The organism is Sphingomonas sp. LT1P40, from assembly GCF_036663835.1.
GTDB lineage: Bacteria > Pseudomonadota > Alphaproteobacteria > Sphingomonadales > Sphingomonadaceae > Sphingomonas.
In genome coordinates, this window is sequence record NZ_JAXOJT010000001.1 from 1392576 (window position 1) to 1404549 (window position 11974).

17 protein-coding genes are annotated in these 11974 nt (G+C 61.5%); all 17 read right to left on the reverse strand.

From position 1 onward, the window contains the following. Nucleotides 1–5: 5 nt before the first annotated feature. The 17 genes from rplE to rpsG all read right to left on the reverse strand — a co-directional run bounded on the left by rplE (nt 6) and on the right by rpsG (nt 11948). Nucleotides 6–590, reverse strand: coding sequence for a 50S ribosomal protein L5 (gene rplE / locus U1702_RS06815; protein ID WP_332723215.1), 585 nt, complete (start codon nt 588–590; stop codon nt 6–8). Then, nucleotides 583–900: a 50S ribosomal protein L24 gene (gene rplX, locus U1702_RS06820; RefSeq protein ID WP_332723217.1), complete on the reverse strand. Its 318-nt coding sequence runs from the start codon at nt 898–900 to the stop codon at nt 583–585. Before rplX ends, rplE begins: the two co-directional genes overlap by 8 nt. Further along, nucleotides 900–1268 carry a 50S ribosomal protein L14 gene (rplN, locus tag U1702_RS06825; protein WP_332723218.1) on the reverse strand — a complete coding sequence of 123 codons (369 nt, stop codon included), beginning with the start codon at nt 1266–1268 and terminating at the stop codon, nt 900–902. The genes rplX and rplN overlap by 1 nt, the downstream gene beginning before the upstream one ends. Before the next feature lie 87 nt (nt 1269–1355). Continuing rightward, nucleotides 1356–1625, reverse strand: a complete 270-nt coding sequence (gene rpsQ, locus U1702_RS06830; protein ID WP_332723220.1) for a 30S ribosomal protein S17 — start codon at nt 1623–1625, stop codon at nt 1356–1358. An 11-nt stretch (nt 1626–1636) separates the two neighbouring features. Further along, the gene (gene rpmC / locus U1702_RS06835) at nt 1637–1840 is read right to left on the reverse strand and encodes a 50S ribosomal protein L29 (protein WP_332723222.1); all 204 of its coding nucleotides are present in this window, start codon (nt 1838–1840) and stop codon (nt 1637–1639) included. 5 nt (nt 1841–1845) lie between these two features. Further along, nucleotides 1846–2277: a 50S ribosomal protein L16 gene (gene rplP, locus U1702_RS06840; protein WP_332723224.1), complete on the reverse strand. Its 432-nt coding sequence runs from the start codon at nt 2275–2277 to the stop codon at nt 1846–1848. 10 nt (nt 2278–2287) lie between these two features. Next, complete coding sequence (gene rpsC / locus U1702_RS06845) at nt 2288–2995, reverse strand: 30S ribosomal protein S3 (RefSeq protein WP_332723226.1); 708 nt, start codon at nt 2993–2995, stop codon at nt 2288–2290. Next, the gene (rplV, locus tag U1702_RS06850; protein ID WP_332723228.1) at nt 2995–3375 is read right to left on the reverse strand and encodes a 50S ribosomal protein L22; all 381 of its coding nucleotides are present in this window, start codon (nt 3373–3375) and stop codon (nt 2995–2997) included. The genes rpsC and rplV overlap by 1 nt, the downstream gene beginning before the upstream one ends. Beyond that, nucleotides 3375–3650, reverse strand: coding sequence for a 30S ribosomal protein S19 (rpsS, locus tag U1702_RS06855; RefSeq protein WP_332723230.1), 276 nt, complete (start codon nt 3648–3650; stop codon nt 3375–3377). Before rpsS ends, rplV begins: the two co-directional genes overlap by 1 nt. A gap of 3 nt (nt 3651–3653) precedes the next feature. After that, nucleotides 3654–4505, reverse strand: coding sequence for a 50S ribosomal protein L2 (gene rplB, locus U1702_RS06860; RefSeq protein ID WP_332723232.1), 852 nt, complete (start codon nt 4503–4505; stop codon nt 3654–3656). Nucleotide 4506: 1 nt separating this feature from the next. Further along, the gene (locus U1702_RS06865; RefSeq protein ID WP_332723234.1) at nt 4507–4824 is read right to left on the reverse strand and encodes a 50S ribosomal protein L23; all 318 of its coding nucleotides are present in this window, start codon (nt 4822–4824) and stop codon (nt 4507–4509) included. Next, the gene (gene rplD / locus U1702_RS06870; RefSeq protein WP_332723236.1) at nt 4817–5431 is read right to left on the reverse strand and encodes a 50S ribosomal protein L4; all 615 of its coding nucleotides are present in this window, start codon (nt 5429–5431) and stop codon (nt 4817–4819) included. Before rplD ends, U1702_RS06865 begins: the two co-directional genes overlap by 8 nt. Nucleotides 5432–5433: 2 nt before the next feature. After that, entirely contained in the window at nt 5434–6297 is an 864-nt protein-coding gene (gene rplC / locus U1702_RS06875) for a 50S ribosomal protein L3 (RefSeq protein ID WP_332723238.1), read from the reverse strand. A gap of 357 nt (nt 6298–6654) precedes the next feature. Then, complete coding sequence (rpsJ, locus tag U1702_RS06880; protein WP_332723240.1) at nt 6655–6963, reverse strand: 30S ribosomal protein S10; 309 nt, start codon at nt 6961–6963, stop codon at nt 6655–6657. Between the two features lie 883 nt (nt 6964–7846). Then, nucleotides 7847–9040, reverse strand: a complete 1194-nt coding sequence (gene tuf, locus U1702_RS06885) for an elongation factor Tu (protein ID WP_332723242.1) — start codon at nt 9038–9040, stop codon at nt 7847–7849. A 216-nt stretch (nt 9041–9256) separates the two neighbouring features. Then, entirely contained in the window at nt 9257–11353 is a 2097-nt protein-coding gene (gene fusA, locus U1702_RS06890; protein ID WP_332723244.1) for an elongation factor G, read from the reverse strand. Nucleotides 11354–11477: 124 nt separating this feature from the next. Beyond that, nucleotides 11478–11948, reverse strand: coding sequence for a 30S ribosomal protein S7 (gene rpsG / locus U1702_RS06895; RefSeq protein ID WP_332723246.1), 471 nt, complete (start codon nt 11946–11948; stop codon nt 11478–11480). Nucleotides 11949–11974 lie beyond the last annotated feature (26 nt).

The window sequence follows — 11974 nt, forward strand, 5'->3', positions numbered from 1 at the left end:
TTCCCTTACGCTGCCTGCTTCGCTTCGCCGTCCGCCTCGATGGGGAACGGGAAACCGAAGAGACGAAGAAGCTCACGAGCCTCGTCGTCGGACTTGGCGGTGGTGGTCACGATCACGTCCATGCCGCGCACCTTGTCGATGCGGTCATAGCTGATCTCGGGGAACACGAGCTGTTCCTTCAGGCCGCAGGCATAATTGCCACGGCCGTCGAACGACTTCGGGTTCAGCCCACGAAAATCCCGAACGCGCGGCAGCGCGATCGTGACGAAGCGGTCGAGAAACTCGTACATCCGCTCGCGGCGCAGCGTGACCTTGCAGCCAATCGCCATGCCTTCGCGCAGCTTGAACTGAGCGATCGACTTCTTCGCCTTGGTCACGACAGGCTTCTGGCCGGCGATCAGCTCCATTTCGGAAGCTGCTTGGTCGACCTTCTTCTTGTCCTGCGTCGCTTCGCCCACGCCCATGTTGAGCACGATCTTCGAGATCGAAGGGACTTCCATGACGTTCTTGTAACCGAACTTCTCGGTCATCGCCTTGACGATCGTCTCGTCATAAAGCTTCCGCATGCGCGGTGTGTAGGAATCAGCCATTGATGACCTCCCCGGTCTTGACGGCCACGCGAACCTTCTTGCCGTCGCGCTCTTCAAAGCGAACGCGCGTCGCCTTGCCGTCCGCGGTCACATGCGCGACCTTGGATGCATGCATCGGCGCTTCGGCGCGCTTCAGGCCACCCTGCGGGTCGCCCTGAGTTGGCTTGGTGTGGCGCACGGCCACGTTGACGCCCGAAACGACGACCTTGCCGTCCTTGGGCATCGACTTGACGACTTCACCGGTCTTGCCCTTGTCCTTGCCGGACAGAACGATAACCTGGTCGCCCTTCTTGATCCTTGCAGCAGCCATTACAGCACCTCTGGCGCGAGCGAGATGATCTTCATGAACCCCTTCGAGCGCAGTTCGCGCACGACCGGGCCAAAGATACGCGTGCCGATCGGCTCTTCGTTCTTGTTGACCAGCACGGCGGCATTGCCGTCGAAGCGGATCACCGTGCCATCGGCGCGGCGGACGTCCTTGGCGGTGCGAACGATGACCGCGCGATGCACGTCACCCTTCTTCACCTTGCCGCGGGGTGCTGCTTCCTTGATGCTGACGACGATGACGTCGCCCACACCGGCCACGCGACGCTTAGAGCCGCCCAGCACCTTGATGCACTGCACCCGCTTCGCGCCGCTGTTGTCAGCGACGTCGAGATTGGACTGCATCTGGATCATAGATCCGGTTCCTTCTCTCTTGGCCTTCCGGGACCAGCCCGGGGGTTCCAGTTAAAAGTCTCAAGCCCGTTCGGGCCAAAGCTCAAATTAGGCGTTGTCGGCCCGCTCAGGCGTCGCGTGGGTATCGACCCGCTCGATCACCTTCCAGGTCTTCAGCTTGGAGATTGGCGCGGTCTCTTCGATCCGCACGGTTTCACCCGCCTTATACTCGTTGCCCTCGTCATGGGCATGATACTTCTTCGAGCGACGCATGATCTTGCCATAGAGCGGGTGCTTGACCTTGCGCTCCACGTTCACGACCACCGTCTTGTTGCCCTTGTCGGACACGATCTGCCCGGTCAGCACGCGCTTCGGCATGTCTTGTCCTCTTACTTCGCAGCCGAGCGCGAACGCTCGTTCTGCAGCGTCTTGATCTTGGCGATGTCACGACGCACTTCGCGCACGCGGCTCGGCTTCTCCAGCTGGCTGGTCGCCGCCTGGAAACGCAGGTTGAACGCCTCGCGCTTCAGATTGCCCAGCTCTTCGCCCAGCTGATCGTCGCTCTTGGCGCGCAGATCGGTTGCTTTAGTCATGTCTCTCAACCCTCCAGGTGCGACGTGTCGCCGAGGCGGGCCACGACCTTGGTCTTGATCGGCAGCTTCATCGCCGCACGCTCGAACGCTTCCGCCGCGAGCGGGCCGGGAACGCCGTCCAGCTCGAACAGGATGCGGCCGGGCTTTACGCGCGCCGCCCAATATTCCAGGGCACCCTTGCCCGAACCCATGCGGACTTCCGCAGGCTTCGACGACACCGGCACATCCGGGAAGATGCGGATCCACAAACGCCCCTGGCGCTTGATGTGACGCGTGATCGCGCGGCGAGCCGCCTCGATCTGGCGCGCGGTGATCCGCTCCGGCTCCATCGCCTTCAGGCCATACGAGCCGAAGTTCAGCGTCGCGCCGCCCTTGGCCTCGCCCTTGATCCGCCCCTTAAAGGCTTTGCGGAACTTGGTCTTTTTCGGTTGCAGCATTGCCTAACCCTTAGCGACGGTCATCGCGCGCCGGGCGAACGCCCGAGGTCTGCGATTCCATGTTCAGTCGATCGGTCGCCATCGGATCATGGCCGAGAATCTCGCCCTTGAAGATCCAGACCTTCACGCCGCACACGCCGTAAGCGGTGTGGGCTTCGGCCGTGGCGTGATCGATGTTCGCGCGCAGCGTGTGCAGCGGAACGCGACCTTCACGATACCATTCCGACCGTGCGATTTCAGCACCACCCAGACGGCCGCCGCAGTTGATGCGGATGCCTTCCGCGCCCAGACGCATCGCCGACTGAACGGCACGCTTCATAGCACGGCGGAACGCGATGCGGCGCTCCAGCTGGTCGGCAATGCCCTGTGCGACGAGCTTGGCGTCGACTTCGGGCTTGCGGATTTCGACGATGTTCAGCGACACGTCGGACGACGTCATCGACGCCAGCTTCTTGCGAAGCTTCTCGATGTCCGTGCCCTTCTTGCCGATGATGACGCCGGGACGCGCAGCGAAGATCGACACGCGGCACAATTTGGCCGGACGCTCGATCACCACCTTGGAGATCGCGGCCTGCGGCAGCGTCTTCATGATGTACTGGCGCATCTTGAGATCTTCCAGCAGCAGGCGACCGTAATCGGCGCCCTCGGCATACCAGCGGCTGTCCCAGGTGCGGTTGATCTGCAGACGCAGACCGATGGGGTTGCTCTTGTGACCCATTATGCTTCTTCCTGCACTTCACGCACCACGATGCGCAGACGGCTGAACGGCTTGAGGATGCGTGTCGACTTGCCGCGACCACGGGTGTGGAAGCGCTTCATCGTGATCGACTTGCCAACCGAAGCCTCGGCAACGACCAGTGCGTCGACGTCGAGATTATGGTTGTTCTCGGCATTGGCGATGGCCGAGGCCAGCACCTTGCGCGCGTCGACTGCCATCGCCTTCGTCGAAAAGGACAGGATGTTCAGCGCGTCGCCGGCACTCTTGTTGCGGATCAGCGCCGCGACCAGGTTCAGCTTCTGCGCCGAACCCCGGATCTGCGTGCCGACCGACAGCGCCTCGTTATCGCCGACGCGACGGGGGGCTTTTGGCTTGGACATTAGCGCTTACCCTTCTTGTCGGCAGCGTGACCGGGGAAGAAGCGGGTCGGAGCGAACTCGCCCAGCTTCATGCCAACCATGTCTTCGTTGACCGACACCGGCACGAACTTGCGGCCGTTATAGACGTTGAACGTAAGGCCAACGAAGTCGGGCAGGATCGTCGAGCGACGCGACCAGGTCTTGATCGGCGAGCGCGAGCTGGCTTCCTGTGCGGTCTGGGCCTTCTTGAGAAGGTGAAGGTCCACGAACGGACCCTTCCATACTGAGCGAGCCATCGATTAGCCCTTCTTCTTGGCGTGACGGCTACGGATAATGAACTTGTCCGTTGCCTTGTTATGACGAGTGCGCGCACCCTTGGTCGGCTTGCCCCACGGAGTGACCGGATGACGGCCGCCCGAGGTCCGGCCTTCACCACCGCCATGCGGATGGTCGACCGGGTTCTTGGCAACGCCGCGCGTGAGAGGACGAATGCCCTTCCAGCGGTTGCGGCCAGCCTTGGCGAGGTTGGTGTTGCCATTGTCGGGGTTCGACACGGCACCAACGGTGCCCATGCAGTCCGACCGGATGTAGCGCTGCTCGCCCGAGTTCAGGCGAACGATCACCATGCCGCGATCACGACCGACGACCTGCACATACGTGCCTGCGGACCGTGCGATCTGGCCACCCTTGCCCGGCTTCATCTCGATGTTGTGGACGATCGTGCCGACCGGCATCGAACCCAGCTCCATCGCATTGCCCGGCTTCACGTCGGTCTTCTTCGCGGCCAGCACCTTGTCGCCAACGGCGAGGCGCTGTGGCGCGATGATGTACGCGACATTCGCCTTGCCCTCTGGCGTATCGCCATAGTTGATGAGCGCGATGAAGGCGGTGCGGTTGGGATCATATTCGATCCGCTCCACGGTGCCTTCGACGTCCCACAGCCGACGCTTGAAGTCGATGATGCGATAACGCTGCTTGTGACCGCCGGCGATGCCGCGGCTGGTCACATGGCCCTTGTTGTTCCGGCCACCGGTCTTGCGCTTGCCTTCGGTCAGCGCCTTGACGGGGCCGCCCTTGTGCAGCGCCGAACGGTCTACCAGGACGAGGCCACGCCGGGCTGGCGAAGTCGGATTATAATGCTTCAGAGCCATGTCAGTTGACCCCCTGCGTTACGTCGATCGAGTCGCCGTCCTTCAGCGTCACGATCGCCTTTTTGATGTCCGAACGCTTGTAGGGCTTGCCCTTCCAGCGCTTCGTCTTGCCCTTCTGGACGATCGTGTTCACCGCGGTGACCTTCACGTCGAAAATCGCCTCGATCGCCGCCTTGATTTCAGGCTTCGTCGACGTGTTTGCGACCTTGAAAACCACGGCATTCGCTTCCGAAACCAGGGTCGACTTTTCGGTGATGTGCGGCGCGACAATCACGTCGTAATGACGGTTGTCGATCGCGCCTGCCTGCTTCTTAGCCATTGAAGCGCGCCTCCAGCTTTTCGACGGCAGCGCGGGTCAGGACCAGCGTGTCGTGCTTCAGGATGTCATAGACGTTGGCACCGACCGCCGGGAGGACGTTGACGCCCACCAGATTGCGAGCCGCCAGGAAACCGTTGCCGGCCTCACCATCGATCACCAGCGTCTTCTTGCCGACGTTCAGGCCAGCGAACTGACCCTTCAACGACTTGGTCTTTTCACTCTCGAACCCGTCGAGAACGATCAGCGTGCCGGCCTTGGCATGGCTCGAAAGCGCCATCTTCAGGCCGAGTGCGCGAATCTTCTTGTTCAGCGACATGTTGAAGTCGCGGAGACGGGCACCGTGAGCCTTACCACCACCGATGAAGATCGGCGCGGCGCGATCGCCGTGACGAGCCGTACCGCCGCCCTTCTGGCGACCGAACTTCTTGCCGGTGCGCGACACTTCCGAACGCTCACGCGTCGGACGTGCGGTACCGCGGCGGTTCCACAACTGCCAGGTAACGACGCGATGCAGGATGTCCGCACGCGGTTCGACACCAAACACGTCGTCGTTGAGCTCGATGTCGCCCGATGCCTTGGCGTCCAGGGTTTGAACCTTGAGCTTCATGTTCAGCCCTCCTTGCCAGGCGCGGCATCGCCGTCGGTGGCACCGCTGATCTCGCCATCGCTCTGGCCGGCGCCATGGGCGTCAGCTTCCGCAACACCGGCTGCAACTTCTTCTGCGCTCGGCAATGCTTCGATCTCGTGGACCGCACCTTCTTCGACCGCTGCGATGTGATGCTCTTCGCCCTTGTGCTCCGGATCGCGGATGCCTGCGGGGAACGGAGCGGTTTCAGGACGATCGATCTTCACCGAGTCCTTGACGAACAGCCAGCCACCCTTCGAGCCAGGGACCGAACCCTTGACGAAGATCAGGCCGCGCTCGACGTCGGTACCAACGATCTCGAGATTCTGCTGGGTGCGATACTTGTCGCCCATGTGACCGGCCATCTTCTTGTTCTTGAAGACCTTGCCCGGATCCTGACGCTGACCGGTCGAACCGAGTGCACGGTGGCTGATCGAGACGCCGTGCGTCGCGCGCATACCACCGAAGCCCCAGCGCTTCATGCCGCCCTGAAAGCCCTTACCCTGGGTCTTACCCTGGATATCGACATACTGGCCCGCGACATAATGGGCGGCCGAAATCTCGGCACCCACGTCAAGCAGTCCGTCCTGGTCGACGCGGAATTCCGCGAGGATTGCCTTGGGCTCCACTTCGGCCTTGCCGAACTGGCCGCGCTGCGGCTTGGCAACATTCTTTGCCTTGGCGCTGCCTGCGCCAAGCTGGACGGCGGTATAGCCGTCACGATCTGTTTCGCGAATGGAGACCACCTGCAGGCCTTCGAGGCTCAGGACGGTAACCGGCACGTGGCGGCCGTCGTCCTGGAACAGGCGGGTCATCCCCATTTTCTTCGCGATCACGCCAGTGCGCATGATCCGTTGCTCCTCAATACAGAGGCACCCCGCGGACCATTCCGAAGGGTGCATGCTTCAGCCCATAATTCAGATGCGAGCCCCGTCCGGGCTGAGCTCCAGCCCGGAGGCTGGAAAGACGGGGGACGCAGACCCGGGCGAACCCGGCGGTATCCCTAGTGTTTTTGAGCCTAAGCCCTGGGTCGTGACATCGGATCGGGAGGATCCGGACGACCCGGCGCAGCTTCAGTGAAACCGCGCGAATCTCGTGTGGAAGCGGCGCATTACTGTACCCATCCACTGCTGTCCACCCCTATGCGCAGGTCGCGCCCGAAAGGATGGCGACCCCGGCTTTCGCCGGGGCTTCGGCAAATTGGCTCAAGCCAATTTGATCTCCACGTCAACGCCAGCGGCGAGGTCCAGCTTCATCAGCGCATCGACCGTCTGTGGGGTCGGCTGCACGATATCGAGCAGGCGCTTGTAAGTGCGGGTCTCGAACTGCTCGCGCGACTTCTTGTCGATGTGCGGGCCACGGTTGACCGTGAACTTGTCGATGTGGGTCGGCAGCGGGATCGGGCCACGGATCAGCGCGCCGGTGCGACGGGCGGTCTCGGCAATGTCGCCGGCAGCCTGGTCAAGCACGCGATGGTCGAACGCCTTCAGGCGAATGCGGATATTGTTGTCCATGGTACCCTACCGATGCGAAAGAGCGGGCTCCGTAACCGGAGCGCTTGCTGTTCTGTTTAAACTGGAGGCGGGCCATTACAGGGGAGACCGGTGGAGATCAAGGGGGGTGTGAGGGATTTTCCGTTCCCGGACCATTTTGTCTCTGCGGCCTAGGGCTTACCACCTGCCTGTCACTCTCCGCTACCGTCGATAGATTTCCAGATCAGAGGAAGTCGCCACGATCAACGACCGGCCTGTGGGTGAGAACCCATATGCAATCAACGTGGATGGCAGCGGCCTTAGCTTCGTAAGTGCGGATTCCTCGCCCGGCCGTTGCCAGAGCATTGTTTGTCCGGGAGGACAGAGAAACAGCTCTTCCTCTGGCCACGAAAGCGGGTGCAGTTCGATGCCCCAACCGTCATAAGTCGTCCGAGTGAGAGCACCGCCGTCAGCACCCGCGATCGAAATCATCTGACCGCCTAGCGGACCGATACCCATTGCTTTCAGCGAGGGCACGTCCGCGTAGTATTCGGCATCATCTCTAGCAAGCCTGGCCCCAGATCTGCAGTCGAATACACCGCGCCCATCTGAAGAGAGCGCCAGAAGAATATCCGATTCTGGGGCAAAGCCCACGTGACATAATCCACCGACTGCTATTGCCGGAAGAGACGACCAAGGCGCTGTGGGCTCGGTTACCGCAAGCGCATCTAGATACAAGAATCTCTCCCGCAGATGGTCGGGAACAACGCCTTTACGGCGGGGATTCGTTCGCTTGAACATTGCTCACCTATAGCGATCCTATTGTCATCATCCACCCGATCCACACCCGGCCCAACCACAACAAAAAACCCGGCCTCCCTCGCGGGAAGCCGGGTTCCTGTCTCTCGGCCCTTGCGGGCGTCGATTACTTCTCGATCGAGCTCACAACGCCTGCGCCGACGGTGCGGCCGCCTTCGCGGATCGTGAAGCGCTGACCGACGTCCATCGCGATCGGTGCGATGAGCTTGATGCCCAGTGCGACTTCGTCGCCCGGCATCACCATTTCGGTGCCCTCAGGCAGCTCGATCGTGCCGGTCACGTCCGTCGTGCGGAAGTAGAACTGCGGGCGATAGTTGGCGAAGAATGGCGTGTGACGGCCACCCTCGTCCTTCGACAGCACGTACACCGACGACTGGAATTCGGTGTGTGGCTTGATCGAGCCTGGCTTGCAGAGAACCTGGCCACGCTCGACTTCTTCACGACCGACGCCGCGGATCAGCGCGCCGATGTTGTCGCCGGCCTGGCCCTGATCGAGCAGCTTGCGGAACATTTCGACGCCCGTGACCGTGGTCTTGCGGACTTCAGGATGGATGCCGACGATCTCGACTTCCTCGCCAACCTTGACGATGCCGGTCTCGACGCGACCGGTGACAACCGTACCGCGACCCGAGATCGAGAACACGTCCTCGATCGGCATCATGAACGGCTTGTCCAACGGACGCTCTGGCTGTGGGATCGACTCGTCGACCGCCTTCATCAGCGCCAGGATCGCGTCCTTGCCGAACACGTCGTTCGAGCCGGACAGCGCGCAAGTTGCCGAACCGCGTATGATCGGAATGTTGTCGCCGTCGAACTCGCGCTTGCTGAGCTCTTCACGGATTTCCATTTCGACCAGCTCGAGGATTTCCTCGTCGTCGACCAGATCGACCTTGTTCAGGAAGACGACCATGGTTGGAACGCCGACCTGCTTGGCGAGCAGGATGTGCTCCTTGGTCTGTGGCATCGGGCCATCGGTGGCCGACACGACCAGGATCGCGCCGTCCATCTGGGCTGCACCGGTGATCATGTTCTTCACATAATCGGCGTGGCCCGGGCAATCGACGTGCGCATAGTGGCGTGCTTCGGTCTCATACTCGACGTGTGCGGTCGAGATGGTGATGCCGCGCTCGCGCTCTTCAGGTGCCTTGTCGATGTTGGCGAAGTCGACGGCGGTGCCGCCGGTCGTCTCTGCCAGAATCTTCGTGATAGCGGCCGTCAGCGACGTCTTGCCATGATCGACGTGACCGATGGTGCCGATGTTGAGATGCGGCTTGTTCCGCTCAAACTTTGCTTTTGCCATGATTTCCTACCTTCTGGATCAATTCCGCGCCGCTGAGGGGAATCGCGAACGCGGCCCTTTAGCGACTGATTTCAAACTATGCCAGCATCCTTTGTTTGAGAGCGGCTCCTGCCCGCTCCCCCACCCGGCCACCCACGCCAGTGTATTTTATGGGTGGCCGGGTGGGGGAGCGGGCCGGTGCCGCGGATGCGCCGCAGAGCGCATCCCCCAAACAAATTAAGCCATTTTCGCCTTGATTTCCTCGGCTACGTTCGAGGGAACCTCGTCGTAATGCGAGAACTGCATGCTGTACTGCGCGCGGCCCTGCGTGAACGAACGCAGCGCGTTCACATAACCGAACATGTTGGCCAGCGGGACCATCGCGTCCACCGTCTGCGCGTTGCCGCGCGTATCGGTGCCCTGGATCTGGCCACGACGGCTGTTCATGTCGCCGATGACGTCGCCCAGATAATCCTCAGGCGTCACGACCTCGACCTTCATGATCGGCTCGAGCAGCGTGATGCCCGCCTTCTGTGCCGCTTCGCGCATTGCACCGCGCGCACAGATTTCGAACGCCAGCGCCGACGAATCGACGTCATGATAGGCACCGTCATACAGCACGATGTCGAAATCGATGATTGGGAACCCGATCAGCGAACCCGTTGCAGCCGTCTCGCGGAAGCCCTTCTCGATCGCCGGGATATATTCCTTGGGAATATTACCGCCCTTGATCTCGTCCTTGAACACGATGCCCGCACCGCGCTCGCCCGGCGTCAGCTTCACCTTGACCCGGCCGAACTGGCCGGTGCCGCCCGACTGCTTCTTGTGGGTATAATCGATATCCACAGGCTTCTTGAGATACTCGCGATACGCCACCTGCGGCGCGCCGACATTCGCCTCGACCTTGAACTCGCGCTTCATGCGATCGACCAGAATCTCGAGATGGAGCTCGCCCATGCCCTTGATGATGGTCTGGCCGCTCTCATTGTCGGTCGACACGCGGAACGACGGATCTTCGCGCGCCAGACGGTTCAGGGCGACGCCCATCTTCTCCTGGTCGGCCTTGGTCTTCGGCTCCACCGACAGCTCGATCACCGGCTCGGGGAATTCCATCCGCTCCAGGATGATCGGCGCGTTGATCGCGCACAGCGTGTCACCGGTCGTGGTGTCCTTCAGGCCCGCCAAAGCGACGATGTCACCGGCATAGGCGATCTGGATGTCCTCGCGGTCGTTCGCATGCATCAGCAGCATGCGGCCAACCTTTTCCTTCTTGTCCTTGACCGAGTTGGTGACCTGCGACGAGGTCTCCAGCTTGCCCGAATAGATGCGCGCAAAGGTCAGCGTACCCACGAACGGATCGTTCATGATCTTGAAAGCCAGTGCCGAGAACGGTGCGTTGTCGTCCGAAGGACGCTCGTCAGGCGTTTCGCCGTCCAGAAGCACGCCCTTGATCGCAGGAACGTCGAGCGGGCTCGGCAGGTAATCGACAACCGCGTCGAGCAACGGCTGAACACCCTTGTTCTTGAAGGCCGAACCGCAAACCACCGGCACGAACGACATGTTGAGCGCACCCTTGCGGATCAGCTTCTTCAAATCGGCGACCGAAGGCTCGTTGCCCTCCAGATATGCTTCCATCAGGTCGTCGTCCTGCTCGACGGCCATTTCGATCAGGTCGCTGCGATATTTCGCAGCCTTTTCGACCATGTCCTCGGGGATGTCCTGATATTCGAACTTCGCGCCCAGGCTCTCTTCGAGCCAGATGATCGCGCGGTTCTCGACCAGATCGACCAGGCCCTTGAACCCACCTTCGATGCCGATCGGCAGATACAGCACGGCCGGACGCGCGCCCAGCCGGTCGATGATCGACTGCACGCAGAAATAGAAATCGGCGCCGGTGCGGTCGAGCTTGTTGATGAAGCACATCCGCGGAACGCCGTATTTGTCGGCCTGACGCCATACCGTCTCCGACTGCGGCTCAACGCCGGCAACACCGTCGAAGCACGCAACCGCGCCGTCGAGCACGCGCAGCGAACGCTCGACTTCGATCGTGAAGTCGACGTGCCCGGGGGTGTCGATGATGTTGATCAGATGCTCTTCGCCCTTGCCCTCTGCCGCGCGCCATTTGCACGTGGTGGCAGCGGACGTGATCGTAATCCCGCGCTCCTGCTCCTGCTCCATCCAGTCCATCGTCGCCGTGCCTTCATGCACTTCGCCGATCTTGTAGGACTTGCCGGTGTAATAGAGGATGCGCTCGGTCGTCGTCGTCTTGCCGGCGTCGATGTGCGCCATGATGCCGATGTTGCGATAACGGTCGAGCGGATGGCTGCGGGCCATGGTCGTTAATCCTTAGCGATGTAGGGAGCCGGAACAGGCCCGGCTCCCCATCATATAGTGTCGATTGTTACCGGCAAAAGACCGGCAACCCGCCGTTACCAGCGGCGTCAGCGATTTATCGCTGTTACCAGCGATAGTGGCTGAACGCGCGGTTGGCTTCGGCCATGCGATGCGTGTCTTCGCGCTTCTTCACGGCGTTGCCGCGATTGTTCGCCGCATCCATCAACTCGCCCGACAGGCGTGCCGACATGGTGTTCTCGCTGCGATTGCGGGCCGACGTGATCAGCCAGCGGATCGCCAGTGCCTGCGCACGCTCGGGACGAACCTCGACCGGCACCTGGTACGTCGCACCGCCAACGCGGCGCGAACGAACTTCGATGCCCGGCGCGATGTTGTTCAGCGCGTCATGGAACACGCCGATCGGCTCGCGCTTGGCGCGCTGCTCGACGGTTTCCAGTGCGGTATAGACAATGCCCTCGGCGACGGACTTCTTGCCGTCCAGCATCACCGAGTTCATGAACTTGGTCAGAACCTGATCACCATAAACGGGATCGGGCAGAATTTCCCGCTTTTCGGGACGACGACGACGAGCCATCTGAATTTCCTTCTAAACTTCAGCCG